The 18,821-nt window shown below is 67.2% G+C and carries 9 protein-coding genes and 1 pseudogene; 6 read left to right on the top strand and 4 right to left on the bottom strand.

Going from position 1 to position 18,821, the window contains the following annotated elements; genetic code table 11:
* Positions 1 to 33 precede the first annotated feature (33 nt).
* The 3 genes and pseudogenes from ASG75_RS12485 to sucC form a co-directional block, all read right to left on the bottom strand.
* Positions 34 to 1,725 (bottom strand): NAD+ synthase, encoded by a 1,692-nt coding sequence (locus tag ASG75_RS12485; protein ID WP_056389861.1) that lies wholly within the window; start codon positions 1,723 to 1,725, stop codon positions 34 to 36.
* Between the two features lie 87 nt (positions 1,726 to 1,812).
* Positions 1,813 to 2,688 carry a succinate--CoA ligase subunit alpha gene (sucD, locus tag ASG75_RS12480; RefSeq protein WP_056389858.1) on the bottom strand — a complete coding sequence of 292 codons (876 nt, stop codon included), beginning with the start codon at positions 2,686 to 2,688 and terminating at the stop codon, positions 1,813 to 1,815.
* A gap of 11 nt (positions 2,689 to 2,699) precedes the next feature.
* Positions 2,700 to 3,866 (bottom strand): annotated as a pseudogene (sucC, locus tag ASG75_RS12475) (ADP-forming succinate--CoA ligase subunit beta); the annotation flags it as partial.
* 303 nt (positions 3,867 to 4,169) lie between these two features.
* Here sucC and ASG75_RS12470 point away from each other — a divergent pair.
* The gene (locus ASG75_RS12470) at positions 4,170 to 5,822 is read left to right on the top strand and encodes a HAMP domain-containing sensor histidine kinase (protein ID WP_056389852.1); all 1,653 of its coding nucleotides are present in this window, start codon (positions 4,170 to 4,172) and stop codon (positions 5,820 to 5,822) included.
* A 4-nt stretch (positions 5,823 to 5,826) separates the two neighbouring features.
* Here ASG75_RS12470 and ASG75_RS12465 read toward each other — a convergent pair whose 3' ends face one another.
* Positions 5,827 to 6,831 (bottom strand): LacI family DNA-binding transcriptional regulator, encoded by a 1,005-nt coding sequence (locus ASG75_RS12465; RefSeq protein WP_082547602.1) that lies wholly within the window; start codon positions 6,829 to 6,831, stop codon positions 5,827 to 5,829.
* 312 nt (positions 6,832 to 7,143) lie between these two features.
* Here ASG75_RS12465 and pgmB point away from each other — a divergent pair, with 312 nt between their 5' ends.
* From pgmB to ASG75_RS12440, 5 genes are all read left to right on the top strand, one after another.
* Positions 7,144 to 10,200 carry a beta-phosphoglucomutase gene (gene pgmB / locus ASG75_RS12460; protein ID WP_235580222.1) on the top strand — a complete coding sequence of 1,019 codons (3,057 nt, stop codon included), beginning with the start codon at positions 7,144 to 7,146 and terminating at the stop codon, positions 10,198 to 10,200.
* Positions 10,201 to 10,241: 41 nt separating this feature from the next.
* Positions 10,242 to 12,791, top strand: a complete 2,550-nt coding sequence (locus tag ASG75_RS12455) for a TonB-dependent receptor (RefSeq protein WP_056389848.1) — start codon at positions 10,242 to 10,244, stop codon at positions 12,789 to 12,791.
* A gap of 104 nt (positions 12,792 to 12,895) precedes the next feature.
* Positions 12,896 to 14,155 carry an MFS transporter gene (locus ASG75_RS12450; protein WP_056389845.1) on the top strand — a complete coding sequence of 420 codons (1,260 nt, stop codon included), beginning with the start codon at positions 12,896 to 12,898 and terminating at the stop codon, positions 14,153 to 14,155.
* Between the two features lie 42 nt (positions 14,156 to 14,197).
* Complete coding sequence (locus ASG75_RS12445; RefSeq protein WP_056389841.1) at positions 14,198 to 16,444, top strand: glycosyl hydrolase family 65 protein; 2,247 nt, start codon at positions 14,198 to 14,200, stop codon at positions 16,442 to 16,444.
* Between the two features lie 73 nt (positions 16,445 to 16,517).
* Positions 16,518 to 18,794 carry a glycoside hydrolase family 65 protein gene (locus ASG75_RS12440; RefSeq protein WP_056389838.1) on the top strand — a complete coding sequence of 759 codons (2,277 nt, stop codon included), beginning with the start codon at positions 16,518 to 16,520 and terminating at the stop codon, positions 18,792 to 18,794.
* Positions 18,795 to 18,821: the final 27 nt, after the last annotated feature.

Raw genomic sequence — 18,821 nt, 5'->3', positions numbered from 1 at the left:
GCCGCTCTTACGAATCCCCAATCCCAAATCCCGTCACCTCCAGCCGGAGGTAATCGGATAGCGCCGTTCGCGGCCGAAGGCGCGGGTGGTCACGCGCGGGCCCGGCGCCGACTGCCGGCGCTTGAACTCGTTCAGCAGCACCAGCCGCACCACCCGGCGCACCACGTCGGCGTGGAAACCCTGCGCCACGATCTCCGCCTGCGACTGCTCGGCTTCGATGAAGCGGACCAGGATCGCGTCCAGTTCGTCGTACGGCGGCAGCGAATCCTGGTCGGTCTGGTTGTCGCGCAGTTCGGCCGAGGGCGGACGTTCGATCACTTCGTTCGGGATTGGGGATTGGGGATTGGGGATTGGGGAAAAACCGCTGTCTTGCGAGGGCGTGCTCTGCCGAATCCCGAATCCCCAATCCCGATTCCCGGCCTTATTGCGCCAGCGCGACAGCCGGTACACCACGGTCTTGTAGACATCCTTCAGCGGCGCATAGGCGCCGCACATGTCGCCGTACAAGGTGGCGTAACCGACCGCCATCTCGCTCTTGTTGCCGGTCGCCAGCAACAGCCGGCCATGCTTGTTGGACAGCGCCATCAGCATGGCGCCGCGAATGCGCGACTGCAGGTTTTCCTCGGTGGTGTCGGCGCCCTTGCCGGCGAACGCCGGAGTCAGCGCCCCGATGAACGACTGGTAGGTCGGCTCGATGTCGATCACGTGGTAGTCCACGCCCAGTTGCTCGGCCTGCGCGCGCGCGCCGTCCAGCGACAGCTGCGAGGTGTAGCGGGTGGGCATCATCACCGCAGTGACCCGCTGCGCGCCCAACGCGTCGACCGCCAGCGCCAGGGTCAGCGCGGAGTCGATGCCGCCGGACAGGCCCAGCAGCACGCCGCCGAAGCCGTTCTTGTCGATGTAGTCGCGGGTGCCGCGCACCAGCGCCGCGTACAGCGTCGCCTCCAGCGAAGCGTCGGCAGCGACCGGCCAGTCTTCCGCCGACAAGGTGCGCGCGATCGGATCGAACTCGGCCCACAGCAGCGCATCGACGAAGGCCGGCGCGCGCGCGGCGATCGAGCCGTCGCCGTTCACCAGCAGCGAGCCGCCGTCGTAGACCACCTCGTCCTGGCCGCCGACCAGGTTGAGATAGGCGACCGCGCAACCGGTTTCGCGCGCCCGCGCCTGCAGCATGGCTTCGCGTTCGGCCTGCTTGCGCTCGTCCCACGGCGAGGCGTTGATCACCACCAGCAGCTCCGCGCCGGCCGCCGCGGCCTGCGCCGCCGGTTCCGGCTGCCACACATCCTCGCAGATCAGCAACCCCACGCTCACCCCGTCGATCACGCTCGTGACCGAGGCGTGGCCGGGGCGGAAATAGCGCTTGTCGTCGAACACGCCATAGTTCGGCAGCGCCTGCTTGTGCGCGGTGCACTCCACCTTGCCATCGCGCAGCAGGCTGGCCGCGTTGAATACTTCGCCCTCGCTGTGCGGGTGGCCGACCAGGGCGGCGATGCCGTTGGTCGCCGCCGCCAGCGCGGCCAGCTCGCTGTCGCAGGCGGCCAGGAAGCTCGGCCGCAGCAGCAGGTCCTCCGGCGGGTAGCCGCTGAGGGTCAATTCGGGGAACGCCACCAGCGCGGCACCGCCGGTGCGTGCCCGCGCGATCAGGTCGCCGGCCTTGGCGGCATTCGCCGCCACCGCACCGACCGGGAAATCGTATTGGGCCAGTGCCAGACGCAGCCTTGCCATGAACGTGCTCCAGAAATGACGAAGGCCGCGACGAATCGCGGCCTTCGCATTTTAGAGCACTACGGAGCCGACTTACGCCGGACCGACTTACTTCTTCATCAGCTTCGCAAGCGCCTTGCCCAGATCCGCCGGCGACTTCACCGTGGTGACGCCCGCCTTCTCCAGCGCGGCGAACTTCGCCGCGGCGGTGCCCTTGCCGCCGGAGATGATCGCGCCGGCATGGCCCATGCGCTTGCCGGCCGGAGCCGAGGCGCCGGCGATGAACGAAACGACCGGCTTCTTCACGTACTCGCCGATGAACTCGGCGGCGTCTTCCTCGGCACTGCCGCCGATCTCGCCGACCATGATGATGCCTTCGGTCTGCGGGTCGTCCTGGAACAGCTTCAGGCAGTCGATGAAGTTCAGCCCGTTGATTGGGTCGCCGCCGATGCCGATCACCGTGCTCTGGCCGAGGCCTTCGTTGGTGGTCTGGAACACCGCTTCATAAGTCAGCGTGCCGGAGCGCGAGACCACGCCGACCTTGCCCTTCTGGTGGATGTGACCGGGCATGATGCCGATCTTGCATTCGCCGGGGGTGATGATGCCGGGGCAGTTCGGCCCGATCAGCACGATTTCCGGATGCTGCTGCAGCACGTTTTTCACGCGCAGCATGTCGAGCACCGGGATGCCTTCGGTGATCGCCACGATCACCTTGATGCCCGCGTCGATCGCTTCCAGGATCGAGTCGGCCGCGAACGGCGGCGGCACGAAGATGACGGACGCGTCAGCACCGGTTTCGAGCACGGCTTCATCGACCGAGTTGAAGACCGGCAGGCCGATGTGCTCGGAACCGCCCTTGCCCGGGGTGACGCCACCGACGACCTGGGTGCCGTAGTCGAGGCACTGCTGTGCATGGAAGGTACCCTGCTGGCCGGTGAAGCCCTGCACGATCACCTTGGTGTTCTTGTTGACCAAAACGCTCATTCGATTACTCCTCAGGCCTTCGCGGCAGCCACGGCCTTCTGGGCCGCGTCGTTGAGATCATCCGCCGGCGTGATCGCCAGGCCGGAATTGGCCAGCAGTTCGCGGCCCTGATCGACATTGGTGCCCTGCAGGCGCACCACCACGGGAATCTTCAGGCCCACTTCCTTCACCGCGGCAATGATGCCCTCGGCGATCAGGTCGCAGCGCACGATGCCGCCGAAGATGTTGACCAGGATGCAGCGCACCTTGTCCGAGGACAGGATCAGCTTGAACGCCTCGGTCACGCGCTCCTTGGTGGCGCCGCCGCCCACGTCGAGGAAGTTGGCCGGCTCGCCGCCCGCCAGCTTGATCACGTCCATGGTGGCCATCGCCAGGCCGGCACCGTTGACCATGCAGCCGATCGAGCCGTCCATGGTCACGTAGTTGAGGTTGTACTTCACCGCGGCGGCTTCGGCCGCGTCTTCCTGGGTCAGGTCGCGCATCGCGGCCAAGTTCGGGTGGCGGTATTCGGCGTTGTCGTCGGAGTTGACCTTGCCGTCGAGCGCGGCGAGGTTGCCGTCTTCCAGCACCGCGAGTGGATTGAGCTCGACAAGGGCCAGATCCTGCTCGTTGAACAGCTTGTACAGGCCCAGCATGATCTTCGTGAGCTGGTTGACCTGCTTGCCGTTGAGGTCCATCGCGAAGCCGAGCTGGCGGCACTGGTACGGCTGCAGCCCTTCGACGAAATCGACCACGATGGTGTGGATGTCTTCGGGCGTGTCCTTGGCGACCTGCTCGATGTCCACGCCGCCGTGCTTGGAGGCGATAAACGAGACGGCCTTGCTGTCGCGATCCACCAGGATCGACAGGTACAGCTCGCGGGCGATGTCGGTGGCGTCGGTCACCAGCACCAGGTTCACCGGCAGCGCGCGGCCGGCGGACTGGTAGGTTTCCATGTTGGTGCCGAGCATGCCCTTGGCGGCGGCGCGCACGTCGTCGAAGCTGCGGCAGAACTTGACGCCGCCGGACTTGCCGCGGCCGCCGGCATGGATCTGCGCCTTGACCATCCATTGCGTGCCACCCAATGCCTTGGCGGCATCGACGGCGGCGTCGGGGGAATTGGCGACCTTGCCCGGCGGCACGGCAATGCCGTACTGCGCGAACAGTTCTTTGGCCTGGTATTCGTGGAAATTCATTCGATACCTCGAGCGAACGGAGAAACGATGGCGGCCGCACGCGTGACATCAGCGTGGGTCAGGAAGGTCGGACGGCGGATGAGCGCGCTGCCGGCATGCAGTGCGCAGCCGGACGAAGCCGGCCATACCGCGCAACACGGCCGCCCATTTTCGCGGAAGCGGGCGCCGATGGAAAGGGCTGCCTGCGCGGAGCGCCCGCGCAGGGCGCTCCCATGCGCTTTCCGACATCGGCACGGCGCCGATCAGCCCGTCTATACTCGGCCGGAACCCTCGGGAATGCCCTGATCCACCCAGTACAGGCGGCATATGTCCAGCACAGTACCTTTGACTGCCTCGCGCGCGGGCACGGCGACGATCCGCCACGAGCTGTCGTTCCTCAACGCGTTCCGGCTGGTGCAGGCGCTGGTCTACGCCGCCCTGGCGTTCAGCCCGCCGGGCCTGGGCTGGCCGCAACTGGCCACTCCCGACTTCGCCCGCACCGTAACGGCGCTGTACCTGGTCTTCGCGCTGGTCGCGCTGCTGCTGAACCGGCGCAGCATGCCGTATGCCAGGACAGCCGTGGCGGCGACCCTGGTCGTGGACATCGCCGCCGCCGTGCTGGCGATCGCCGCGATGCACGACGCGCGCATCGGCATCGCGATGATGCTGGCGGTGAACCTCAGCGCCGGCGCGCTGATCCTGCCGTTGCGGCTGTCCAGCTTCTTTGCCGCGCTGGCCACGCTGGGCATGCTCGGGCATACCTTGTTCGGCAGTTCGATCGACAACCCCGGCGACCGCGACCTGCTCGAAGCGGCGCTGTTCGGCCTCGCCTACTTCGCCACCACCACCTTGTGCCACGTGCTGGGCCGGCAATTGCGCGCCACCGAGGCGCTGGCCGAGCAGCGCAGCACCGACCTGGCCAACCTGGCCCAGGTCAACGAGCTGATCATCCGCCGCATGAAGACCGGCGTGCTGCTGGTCGACGACGCCAACCGCATCCACCAGATCAACGAATCGGCGTGGATGCTGATGGGCAACCCCGGCGCCGACCAGCGCGACCTCGGCCAGCTGGCGCCGGAGCTGTCGCGCCGGCTGTACCACTGGATGACCTCCGGCAAACTCGACGAGACCGCCACCCAGCTCGCCGACGGCGTGCCCGAGGTGGTGCCGCGCTTCACCCGGCTGGCGCCGAACGACGACTCGCACGTACTGATCTTCCTCGACGACACCTCGCTGCTGTCGCGCCGCGCCGAGGAGCTCACGCTCACCTCGCTGGGCCGGCTGTCCGCCTCGATCGCGCACGAAATCCGCAACCCGCTGGCGGCGATCCGCTACTCCGCGCAGCTGCTGGCCGAGTCGACCAGCATGGACAGCACCGACCAGCGCATGGTCGAGATCATCAACAACCACTGCATCCGGCTCAACGAGATCATCGAGAACATCCTGCAGCTGTCGCGGCGCGAGCGCTCGCGCCCGGAGACGCTGGACCTGGGCCACTGGGCGCAGGCCTTCGTCGAGGAATACAGCCAGGGCAACGACCTGGGCGCCGATTCGCTGCGCGCGATCGCCAGCAGCCCCGTACCGGTGGCGGCGGTGGCCGACCCGCAGCAATTGCAGCAGGTGGTATGGAACCTGGTGCAGAACGCGCTGCGCTACGGCCGCCTGCCCGGCGAGCCGGCGCGGGTGATGGTGGTGACCCGGCAGGGCGAGCACGGCGTGCCGATCCTGGAAGTGATCGACCGCGGCCCCGGCATCGCGCCGAAGGTGGCCGCGCAAATTTTCGAGCCGTTCTACACCACCCACGAATACGGCACCGGCCTGGGCCTGTACCTGGCCCGGCAGATGAGCGACGCCAACCAGGCGGCGCTGGAATACGTGCGCGTGGCCGGTGGCGGCAGCTGCTTCCGGCTGGTACTGACCCCGCCGGCGCGCAGCCCGGCCGAGCCCAGCGAAACCGCCCAGGCCGCCGCCACGCGCTGAAAAATCAGGTCGAGCGCACGATCAGGCTGACCGGCAGGCATTCCGAGCTGGCCGGTTCGCCCTCGATCAGCGCCAGCACCTTGCGTGCCAGCAGCATGCCGCCTTCCTGCCAGTCCTGCCGCACCGAACTCAACGGCGGCAGGAAGCTGGCGCCGAGCGGCATGTCGTCGTAGCCGACCACCGAAACATCGGCCGGCACCGAGCGCCCCAGGTCCAGCGTGGCGCGGATTGCGCCCATCGCCAGCAGGTCGTTGCAGGCGAAGATCGCATCGAAGCCGACCTTGCGCGCATGCAGCGAGCGCACTGCATCCATGCCCGAGTCCACCGTGAACTCGTCGCGTCGCATCAGCAGCGGCTTGATCCCGCGCACCGCCAGCGCGTCGATGAAGCCGTCCAGCCGCTCGAAGATCTCCGGGTGGCTGGGGTTGCCGATGAACACCGGACGGTGCCGGCCCAGCGCGATGAAGTGCCGCGCCACCACCGCGCCGCCGAGGCGGTTGTCGCTGCCCACCACCACGTGCGCGTCGCTGGCCGACTGCGCGCCCCACACCACCATCGGCAGGCACAGCTTGTCGAACCGGCGCACCGCGTCCTGGTGCGCGCCCTGGCCCAGCAGGATCAGCCCGTCGGCCGCCTGCACCGCCGCCGCGCTGGCGCCCTGGCGGGTGGTCAGCAGCACGCTGTAGCCGGCCGCGGTCAGTTCCTGCGAGATGCCGCCCAGCAGCACCAGCGGGTACGGATCGAACATGGTGCGATCGGTGGACGGTTTCATTTCCACGATCACCGCCACCGTATGGCTGCGGCGCAGGCGCAAGTTGCGCGCGCTGATGTTGAGCTTGTAGCCATGCTCGCGCGCCAGCACCTGGATCCGCTCGCGGGTTTCCGGGTTGACCAGCGGGCTGTCGCCCAGCGCCCGCGAGACGGTGATCTTGGATACCCCGGCCAGTTGCGCCAGGTCGGCCATGGTCAGGCTGCCTGACGCATTCTTGCGCGCGCCTTTCTTGCTCAACTATCTGATCCCTGTTGGCTTGGCTCCGGTGCCGCGGCGCTGCCGGACTGCAGCGATGGCCCGCACCGGCACCTGCAGTGTGTCGACATTCGCCCTGTCGATGCAACCTCGCCCCGCGCCGCCTCGCCGCAACCCGCCGACGCGACCGGAAAGTGCGTATCCATGGCCTTCTCCACCGCCCCCGAAGCCATCATGGCAGGCCTGTGCCACTAAAATGTTATCGGTATCTTGATACCGATAACATTTGCTGCCAAGCTGCCCGCCAGCCGGGGTATGGCCCGGCCAACAGCGCGCGGAAGACAGGGATTTATCGTGGATCACCCGACGACGGCAGCAACAAGCCCCGACGCATCACCGTCTGGCGGCCAAGCGACGGGCGACCCGTGGCTGCTGGTCCGCCACGGCACCGACCCGGCCGACTTCGCGCAGGACGAGAGCCTGTTTGCCCTCGCCAACGGCACGCTCGGCGTGCGCGGCAACCTGGAGGAAGCCGACAGCGCCAGCCAGGCCACCTTGCTGTCCGGAGTGTGGGAACGCACCCCGATCGAGTACCACGAACGCTTCCCCGGCTTCGCCAGCCATACCGACACGCGCATCCCGGTCGCCGACGCCACGCACATCCGGCTGCGCCTCGGCGACACGCCAGTGCGGCTCGACCAAGGCGAATGGCTGCACTTCGAACGCATCCTCGACCTGCGCCGTGGCTGTTATCGCCGCGTGCTGCGCTGGCACTCGCCGCAAGGCGCCACGCTGGAAATCGAGGCCGAACGCATCGTCAGCCTGGAGGATGCCGGACTGCTGGCGATCCGTTACCGCGTGCGTTCGATCGACTACCGCGGCCCGATCACGCTGGAATCCTCGATCGGCACCGCGCGCGAGGCCGTCGGACAAGGCAACGACCCGCGCATCGGCAGCCGCATTCATGGAGGCCTCGCCAACCGGGACGCCCAGGCCGACGCGGAGCTGGCCTGGGTCGGCCAGCAGACCACCCACAGCGGCATCCGGCTGGTCTGCGCGCAGCGTCATCGGCACGCCGCCGAACTCACTTTCCGCGACGCCGGCCGGACGCCGGATGGCGTGGTGCAGGCCTATGCGGGCACGCTTGCGCCGGGCCAGGCCGTCAGCCTGGACAAGTACGTCGCCTACGCCTTCACCGTACCGTTCGCCACGGATCCCGCGGATACCCTGCTGGCGCAGGCGCAAGCCACGCTGACCGCGGCGACCGCGCTCGGCTACCCGGCCCTGCTCGAACGGCAGGCGCAGGTGTTGTCCGCTCTCTGGGCGCAGGCCGACCTGGCCATCGCGGGCGACCCGGCGACCGAACAGGCGCTGCGCCTCAACTTGTTCCATCTGTTCCAGTCCAGCGGCCGCGACAGCCACAGCGGCACCGCCGCCAAGGGGCTCACCGGCGAGGGCTACGAGGGCCACTGCTTCTGGGATGCCGAAGCCTTCATGCTGCCGGCACTAGTCACACTGGCGCCGGAGCTGGCGCGCGCCATGCTGACCTGGCGCCACCGCACGCTGGACCACGCGCGCCAGCATGCGCGCGAACTCGACCACCCGTGCGGCGCGCTGTACGCATGGCGCACGATCAGCGGCGACGAGTGTTCCGCGTACTTTCCCGGCGGTTCGGCGCAGTACCACATCAATGCCGCGGTGGCCTGGGCGATCCGCCTCTACGTCGACGCCAGCGGCGACCAGGCGTTCCTGCTCGAACGCGGCGCCGAAATGATCTTCGAGACCGCACGGATCTGGCTCGACGTCGGCCATTTCAATCCGCGCCGCGGCGGCGCGTTCTGCATCCACGAAGTTACCGGCCCGGACGAATACTCCGCCTTGGTCGACAACAACCACTACACCAACCGCATGGCGCAGCGGCACCTGCGCGACGCGGCCGCCACCGCCGAGTGGATGGCGCTGACCCATCCGGCCGACTACGCCGCGCTGGCCGCGCGGATCGGCCTGCACGCCGACGAGCCGGCGCAATGGCGAGCCGCAGCGAAGGCGATGTACCTGCCGGTGGACGCCGCGCTGGGCATCTTTCCGCAGGACGACGGCTTCCTCGACAAGCCACGCCTGCCGTCCGAACGGGTTGCGGCGCCGGGCAAACAGCCGCTGCTGCTGCGCATGCACCCGCTGAGCATCTACCGCCACCAGGTGTGCAAGCAGGCCGATACGTTGCTCGGCCTGATGCTGGCGGGCGAGCAGGTCGACGTCGCCGCCAAGCGGCGCAACTTCGATTACTACGAAGGCGTCACCGTGCACGATTCCACCCTGTCCGCCTCCACCTTCGCGGTGCTCGCGGCCGAAGTGGGGCATGCCGGCAAGGCCTGGCGCTATTTCCTGGACACCTTGCGCGTCGACCTGGACGACCTGCACGGCAACGCGGCGCACGGCCTGCACATGGCGGCGATGGCCGGCAGCTGGCTGGCACTGACCTGGGGCTACGGCGGCCTGCGCGTGCACGACGGCATGCCGGCGCTGGCGCCCCGACTGCCCGCGGCGTGGCAAGGCTACCGCTTCGGGCTGCGCTGGCGGGGCACGCACCTGCGCGTGGAGGTCGATCGCGACGGCGTGCGCTACACGGTCACCGAAGGCAGCGCGCTCACCTTCCTGCACGACGGCCTGCCGCAACGCCTGCATGCCGGCCAGCCGCTGCGCCTGCCGTGCGTGGGTTTCGTCGATCCGCTGCCGCCGCTGAAGGCGGTGGTCTTCGACCTGGATGGGGTGATCGCCGACACCGCGGTGGTGCATCACGCCGCCTGGAAAAGGCTGGCCGACGAGATCGGCGTGCCGTTCGACGACGCCACCGGCGAGCGCATGAAGGGAGTCGACCGGCGCGGTTCGCTGGAGATCCTGCTGCAGGCCGCTGCGCGCGCTTACCCGGAAGCGGAGAAGCAGGCCCTGGCCGCGCGCAAGAACGACTACTACCGCGAACAAATCGAACGCTTCGGGCCGCAGAACCTGCTGCCCGGCGCGCGTGCAGCGATCGAGGCGGTGCGCCAGGCCGGGCTCAAGGTGGCGCTGGCCTCGGCCAGCCGCAACGCCGGCCTGCTGCTGGAGCGCCTGGGCATCGCCGGGCTGTTCGACGCCGTCGTCGACGCCAACCGGATCAGCCGCTCCAAACCCGATCCGGAAATTTTCCTCGCTGCGGCGAGCGCGCTCGGCGTGGCGCCGGAAGAGTGCATCGGCGTCGAGGACGCCGCCGCTGGCATTGCCAGCATTCACGCTGCGGGGATGGCGGCGGTGGGAATCGGTCAGGCGCAGGCGCTGGCCGAGGCAGACCTGGTGTTACCGAGCATTGCGACATTCGACATACATACCTTTACAACAACCCGAACGACAAACTGGCGTGGACATATCAATTGATGTGCCGCGACCCAAACCGAAACTGATGGGGAGGACGTGACATGGGCAACAACAAGCAAATGACCCGACTGATGCTGTCGGCCGCCATCGCAGGCATCCTCATGTCCGCGACGGCCATGGCGCAGGACAGCACGCAGGACACCTCGGCGACGAACGCGCCGGCGACCGCCAGGAAGAGTCCGCAGCGCAAGGCCGCCGATGCCAAGGAGACCACGAACCTGCAGCAGGTCGTCGTCACCGGCTCGGCCACCGGCGTGAAGAAGATCGACGCGAGCTACACGCTCACCACCGCGACCGCCGAGCAGATCAAGCTGGCCAACCCCAAGAGCACGGCCGACCTGCTGAAGATCGCGCCCGGCCTGTGGCCGGAATCGACCGGCGGCCAGACCGGCGCGAACATCGAGATCGCCGGCTTCCCGGGCGGCGGCGACGCGCCTTACTTCTCCACCCAGATGATGGGCTCGCCGCTGTACGGCATGCCCACGCTGTCGTTCTTCGAGACCACCTCGATCTTCCGTCTCGACGACACCGTGGAGCGCGTGGAAATCCTGCAGGGCGGCCCGTCGGTGGTGTTCGGCGACGGCCAGATCGGCGCCACCGCGAACTTCATCCTCAAGCAGGGCACCGAAGTGCCGTCGGGCAGCATCGGCGTCACCTACGGTTCGGAAAACCTGAAGCGCGTCGACGGCTTCTTCGGCTTTCCGGTTGCCGAGAACTGGTACGGCAGCGTGGGCGGCTTCTATCGCGACTCGGACGGCGTGCGCGACCCGCAGTTCCCGGCCGACAAGGGTGGCCAGTTCACCGCCACGCTGACCCACGATTCGGATCGCGGCACGATGATGCTGTATGCCCGCGCGCTGAACGACAAGAACCAGTTCATCACGCCGATCCCGCTGATCCAGAACGGCACCGACAACTTCAGCGCCTATCCGGGCTTCGACCCGCTCAAGGACACCTACAACAGCAAGTACATCCAGCACGTGTTCCTGGCCGGCTATCCGGGCGGCGGCACCAACGCCGACCTCGCCAACGGCCGCGGCGCGAAGATGAACTTCTTCGGCGGCAACTTCGACTACGACCTGGGCAACGGCTGGACGATCAGCGACAAGTTCCTGATCGACGCCGGCGACGTCGACACCAACGCGCTGTTCTCCGGCTCCAACCCGGCCACGCTGAACGACGAGCTGTACAACACCCCGTCCAGCCAGGGCGGCTTCGGGCTACCGGCCGGTTCGGCCACGGCAACCTACGCCGGCCCGGGCGGCGGCGGCGCGGTCGACCCGAACCAGAGCGTGATCCACCAGGGCTGGTGGTACATCCACAAGCACCTGAAGAACATCAACAACGATTTCCGTCTCAGCAAGGAAATCTTCGAGGGCAACACGCTGACCGCCGGCGTCTACCTGGCGCACTACACCATGGACGACAAGTGGGCACTGGGCAACCAGATGCTGATGACCAACACGCCGAACGCACGCCCGATCATGGTGAGTTACAACGACGGCGGCACCACCAAGCAGCTGACCGACAACCAGGGCTTCCTCGACAACGGCGGCTACAACATCACCGAACGCGGCGTCGCCACCAACAAGGCGTTCTACCTGTCCGACTCGTGGCGTATCGGCCAGTGGCTGTTCGACGCATCGGCCCGCCTGGAGAATCAGGACGCCTCGAACACGGTGTGCAACCTCACCAATGTCGACCTGGATGGCAACCCGCTCACGCTGTACAACAACGGCGTGCCGGTCTGCAACGGCACGTTCGCACGCACCAACTACGACAAGACCCACACCTCGTGGACCGTCGGCGCGAACTATCAGCTGGCCGACAACATGAGCGTCTACGTGCGCGGCAACAAGGGCGTGCACTTCGGCGACTTCGACAACGCGATCCGCGGCTTCACCACCGGCAACACCGCGCCGCTGCAGAAGATCCAGAACATCGAGGCGGGCTTCAAGTACCAGTCCGAGCTGGTCTACGCCGACATCAGCGTCTACCACAAGCAGTTCAACGGCCTCACCTACCAGCCCACCGACGGCGCCGGCAAGCCGGTCGGCACAGCGCAGCTGTACGGTTCGGACTCCAAGGGCATCAACCTCAGCGGTACGCTCACTCCGGTCGAGAACCTGAAGCTGTCGCTGGTGGCTAACTACCTCGACGGCCACTACACGCACAACAGCTCGTGCTTTATCTTCACCAACGTGGTCACCGGCGAAACCGGCTGCGCGCCGATCAACGGCAAGCAGTTGCAACGCCAGCCCAAGGTCCGCTACATGTTCACCCCGAGCTACCGGATTCCGTTTGCGTGGGGCGACGTCACCGCGTTCGTGACCTACACGCATGTCGGTCCGCACACCCAGGACCAGTCCGGTCTGCAGCAGCTGGGCACGTATCACACCTACGACTTCGGTGTGATCGCGAACATCGAGCAGAACTGGCAGGTGCGCCTGCAGGGCACCAACATCACCAACGAACTGGGCCTGACCGAAAGCAACTCGCGCATCTTCGGTACCGCCGTTTCCGGCGGCGTGATCCTGGCCCGGCCACTGGAAGGCCGCGAGATCAACTTCCAGGTGAAGTACTTGTTCTAGTTCAGCGGCACGCGCGGTCCGGGCTGTACCTCAGAGCGGTCCGGACCGCGTTTTTCTGAAGCGCGCTTTCCTGAAGTTGCACATGCCGTGGCGCCGGGGGTGACATGAATCGAATCCGCATGATCGTCGCGCTGGCGCTGATCTACATCATCTTCGCGATCCTGCTCAACAGCGTCGGCACGGTGATCCTGCAGTCGATGGCCACGTTCGGCATCGACAAGCCTGCGGCCAGCGCACTGGAGCGCTACAAGGACCTCACGATCGCGTTCACCTCGTTCCTGGTCGCCTCGTTCCTGCCGCTGTTCGGCTACCGGCGCTCGATGATGCTGGCGCTGGCCATTGTCGGCGGCGCCTGTCTGCTGATGCCGCTCTACCCCACCTTCCTCACCACGCGGCTGCTGTTTGCCTGCGTGGGTTTTTCGTTCGCGCTGGCCAAGGTCGGCGTGTATTCCTCGATCGGCCTGCTCACCGCCGACAAGACCGCGCACTCGCGGCTGACCAACACCATCGAAGGCCTGTTCATGGTCGGCGTGCTCGCCGGCAACTGGATCTTCAGCGCGTACGTCGACCCGGCGAACCCGGGCAACCCGGCGTGGTTCAACGTGTACTGGCTGCTCGCCGGCGCCTGTGCGCTGGTGATCGTGCTGCTGGCCACCAGCCGGCTGGACGAAAGCGCCGCGCACGCGCAGGGGCACAACAATTCGTTTGTCGACGCGATCATGGAGATGCTGCGCCTGTTCGTGCGCCCGCTGGTCTACGTATTCCTCGCCTCGGCCTTCCTGTACGTGCTGATCGAGCAGAGCTTCGGCACCTGGCTGCCCACCTTCAACAACGAGATCCTGAAGCTGCCGAACGCGATGAGCATCCAGTTTGCCAGCATCCTCGCCGGCATGACCGCGCTGGGCCGCATCGGTGCCGGCTTCGTGCTCAAGCGCGTGCGCTGGTACGTGCTGCTCAACGTGTGCGTGGTCGGCATGGGCGTATTGGTGATCGTGGTGCTGCCGCTGGCGCGCGACGTGGCGGCGCGACCGGATGTTGGCTGGTTCAACGCGCCGGCCGCCGCGTACCTGATCCCATTGCTCGGCCTGCTGATGGCGCCGATCTACCCGGTGATCAACTCGGTGGCGCTGAGCTCGCTGCCCAAGCCGATGCATGCGGCGATGACCGGACTGATCGTGGTGTTCTCCGCGCTCGGCGGCACGCTGGGTTCGTACATCACGGCCAGGGTGTTCGCCAGCTTCGACGGCATCCACGCGTTCTATTTCTCGCTGGTGCCGATGACCCTGATTCTGCTCACGCTGTTCCTGTTCAAGCGCGAGACCGATCGTGCGGCCACCACGGCCACCCCGCTTGCCGCGAAATAGCTCGCCGGCCATGGCTCGAAGCACGCCTCATCTGGAGCAACCATGAAACCCTGCAGCCCCCGCCTCGCCGCCCTGTTCCTGGCCGCCGCCACGCTCGCCCTGCCGGCGCATGCCGCCACCGACCCCAGCTTCCTGCTCACCGGCACCGCGGACAACTTCGGCACGTATTTTCCCAGCTACCTGGCCAACGGCTATTTCTCCACGATGACTTCGGTGCGCGGCACCGAGGGCAATCGCGCGTACATGGTCGCGTTCATGGATTACAAGCCCGGCGACATCGCGCGTCCCGCCGCGATCCCCGGCTGGAGCGAGATCGACTACAACCCCGGCGGCGGCTGGCTCAACTCGACCCGGATCGACAAGAAGATCTTCGCCGACTACGCGCAAACGCTGGACATGCACGACGGCACGCTGTCGACCAGCTACCGCTTCGTGTACGCGAACAAGTCGACCGACATCAAGGTCACCACGTTCGTCAGCCAGGCCTCGAACCACCTGGCGGCGACGCAGCTATCCATCACGCCGCAGTTCGATGGCTCGGTGCAGCTGACGTTTCCGATCCGGCTATGGTCCGAACACCAGCCGCGCTTCCCGATCGCCAGCATGACCGGCGACGAGATGATCGCCGCGGTGATCGCCAGCGGCCAGACGCTGGACAACAAGCCGGTGCCGACGCCCGACCGCGCCGCCGTGTGGTACCCCGGCTACACCCGCGTACTCGCCAGCGACGGCGACACGAAGGCACTGACGCTGTGGCTGGACGGCCGCGCCGAGCACGGCCTGACGATGGCCGAGGCGGCCGCGATCGGGCTGCCGCCGGGCCTCGCGATCGAAAGCGTGACGCTGGAAAAAGGCCCGCACAAGCTATCGCTCAACCTCACCGTCACGGTGCAGAAAGGCAAGACCTATATCTTCACCAAGTACATCGCCGCGTCGCGGCAGAACTGGGGCGGCGACGCCCGCGACAACGTGACGCTAGCCAATGCCGCGCGCAACAAGGGCTTCGCCGCGTTGCTCGCCGAACACCAGGCCGCCTGGCACGAACTGTGGAAGTCCGACATCGTGGTCGATGGTGATCCGCAGGTGCAGCGCGCCGTGCATTCGGACCTGTACTACCTGCTGTCCAATTCCACCGTGGGCACGGCCTGGCCGATGGGTGCCTGCGCGCTGACCCCGGGCTACGCCGGCCACGCCTTCTGGGACAGCGATTCGTGGGTGTTCCCCGCCCTGCTCCTGCTGCACCCGGAGCGCGCCAAACCGATCGTGATGTTCCGCTCGCGCACCATGCAGCCCGCGCGCGATCGCGCGAAGCAGTATGGCGTGAAAGGCACGATGTATCCGTGGGAAGCCGACCCGGAAACCGGCGTCGACCACACGCCGCACTTCGCCTATGGCGTGTTCCGCGAGATCCACGTCAATGCGGACATCGCGATCGCGCAGTGGCAGTACTACCTGGCCAGCGGCGATGACACCTGGCTGAAGCAGCATGGCTGGCCGGTGATCCGCGAGATCGCGCAGTTCTGGGTCAGCCGGGTCACCTACGACAAGGCGCAGGATCGCTACGAGATCCATCACGTCACCTCGCCCGACGAGGCCTATAACGACGTGCCGAACGACTCGTTCACCAACGCCGCCGCGCGCAAGTCGCTGCAGATCGCGATCAAGGCGGCCAAGCTGGTCGGCGCCGCGCCCGATCCGCAATGGGCCACGATCGCCGCGAAGATGTACATCCCGTTCGACGAGAAAAACCAGCGCCATCTCGACTTCGACGCCTCGGTGCCGCACGACAAGATCACCTGGATGGGCTCGTCGCTGGCCTGGCTGATGTACCCGAACCTCGACTTGCCGATGTCGCCGCAGGTGCGCCGCAACGACTTCGCGTTCCAGCTGCACGAACTGAAGGTGCATGGCGACGACCCGAACGAGATGATGATGGTGATGCTCGCCGTCGGCGCGGCCGAGCTGGGCGACAGCAAGGCCGCCGGCGAGTGGATCCAGCGCAACCTGGTCGGCTTCCTGAAACCGCCGTTCAACGTGCGCACGGAAACCGTCGCCAACAACGCGGGCTACATCCTCGCCACCTCGGCCGGCTTCGTGCAGAGCTTCGTCTACGGCCTCAGCGGCCTGCGCATCGAGGACGATGGCCTGGCCGAAGCGTATGCGCCGGTACTGCCGCCGGGCTGGAAATCGCTGACGCTCAGGCGCATCGCGTTCCGCGGCAAGCTCTACGACATCCGCATCGATCGCGCTGCCGACGGCAAGGCGAGGCTGACCCGCACGGCGATCTGAAACGTCGCCACCCTGCCGCACCCGGATGAACCGGGTGCGGCCAGCAACGACCGGCAAGGCTGGGGAGGCCGAGATGAAATATGCATCCCGTCGACTGTGGCAGCTCGCGGCACTGGCCGTCATCGGCCTCGGCAGTGCCGTCGGCGCACGAGCCGCGACCGATCCCAGCTTCCTGCTGACGGCCACCGCGAAGGACTTCGCCAGCTACTTTCCCGGCCAGCTCGGCAACGGCTACCTGTCGACGCTGACCGCGCCGCGCGGCACCGAAGGCAACCTCGCCTACCTGGTCGCGTTCATGGACTATGCGCAGGGCGACATCGCGCGTCCCGCCGCGGTGCCCGGCTGGAGCGAGATCGACTACAGCGCGGGCAATTCGCCGGCCGGCCACTTCTGGCTCAACCAGGCCGCGCTGGATCCGACCGTGTTCCAGGACTACCAGCAGCAGCTGAATCTGTACGAAGGCACGCTCACCACGCGCTACCGCCACCTCGACCATGGCCGGGCCACGCGCATCGAAGTGACCAGCCTGGTCAGCCAGGCTTCGCCCCATCTCGCCGCGACCCAGCTGTCGATCACGCCGGAGTTCGACGGCGAGGTGCAGCTGTCGTTCGCGCTGAACCTGTGGGCGCCGCATCAGCCGCGTTTCCCGCTGGCGCGCCTGACCGGTGACGAAATGCAGGAGGCGGTGGCGGCGCGCAACCTGAAGCTCGAACCGGTCGCGCCGGCCACGCCCGACCGTGCGGTGCTCTGGTACCACGGCGACACGCACGTCACCGCCGCCGATGGCGACACGGCCGACCGCACGCTGTGGCTGGACGGCCACGCCGAGCAAGGCCTGTCGATGGCCGAAGCCGCCGCGATCGATCTGCCCACGGGCCTGCAGCCCAGCGACCTGCGGGTGTATCGGAGCCGCTACCGGGTGGCGTTGAACCTCACCGCGAAAGTGCGCAAGGGACAGACCTACACTTTCACCAAGTTCGTCGCGCTGTCGCGCGCTGGCTGGGGTGGCGATGCGAAGCAGGATCGCGCGCTGGCCACGGCCGCGCGCACAGCCGGCTTCGAGCGCCTGCTCGACGCGCATCGCAAGGCCTGGAGCGAACTGTGGACATCGGACATCCGCATCGACGGCGATCCGCAGGCGCAGCGGATCGTCCATTCCGATCTCTATTACCTGCTGTCCAACATTACTCCCGACACCGCCTGGGCGACCGGTGGTTGCGGCATGACGCCCGGCTACGCCGGCCACGTGTTCTGGGACAGCGACACCTGGGTGTTTCCCGCGCTGTTGCTGCTGCATCCGCAGCGGGCGAAATCGCTGGTGATGTTCCGCTCGCGCACCTTGCCGGCCGCCGAAGCGCGGGCGCAGGCACGCGGCCTGCGCGGCGCAATGTTCCCATGGGAGGCCGATCCGCAGAACGGCAGCGAGCAGACGCCGCACATGGCCTACGTGCTCGGCGAGCGCGAGATCCACGTCAATGCCGACGTCGCCATCGCCCAGTGGCAGTACTACCTGGCCACCGGCGACCGCCAGTGGCTGGCCCGCTACGGCTGGTCGGTGATCCGCGACGTGGCGGATTTCTGGGCCAGCCGCGCGACCTGGGTGGCAGACAAACACCGCTACGAGATCCACCACGTCACCTCCGTGTTGGAGGCCTACAACGACGTGCCGAACGACACCTTCACCAACGCCTCCGCGCGCAAGGCGTTGAACATCGCCGCGGCCGCTGCGTCCGTCGTCGGCGCAAAGCCGGACCCGCACTGGGCCGATGTCGCCGCGCACCTGCACATCCCGTTCTCGGCGAAGGACGGACACCATCTCGATTTCGACGAAAGCGTGCCGCACGACATCGATGCCTGGGGCGACACCGCCCTGCCGGCGCTCGCCTATCCCTCGCTGGACCTGCCGATGAGCGCCGAGGTACGCCGCAACGATTTCGACTACGCGATGGGGCTGATCGAACGGTCGCGGCAGGAGCCGAACAGCATGGGGCTTTCGCCCGTGTCGATCGCCGCCGCCACGCTGGGCGACGCGGCCACGGCCGGCGCGTGGTTCCAGCGCAACCTCACCACCCACGTGCTGAAACCGCCGTTCAACGTGCGCACCGAGACCGCCACCAACAACACCGGCTATTTCCTGACCGCCTCGGGCGGCCTGCTGCAGAACATCCTCTACGGCTTCACCGGCCTGCGCCTCGAACAGGACGGACTGGTTGAGGCGTATGCGCCGGTGCTGCCGCCGCCGTGGAAGTCGTTCACGCTGAAGCACGTCAGCTTGCGCGGCCACTACTACGACATCACGGTCCGCCGCGCGGCCGACGGCAAGCCGGAACTGGTCCGCCACGCACTTTAGAACCGCCAGCGCCCCCCGCATCGACGA

This window comes from Rhodanobacter sp. Soil772 (assembly GCF_001428385.1).
In the GTDB taxonomy this organism is placed as follows: domain Bacteria; phylum Pseudomonadota; class Gammaproteobacteria; order Xanthomonadales; family Rhodanobacteraceae; genus Rhodanobacter.
This window is presented reverse-complemented; position numbering and strand designations above follow the sequence as displayed.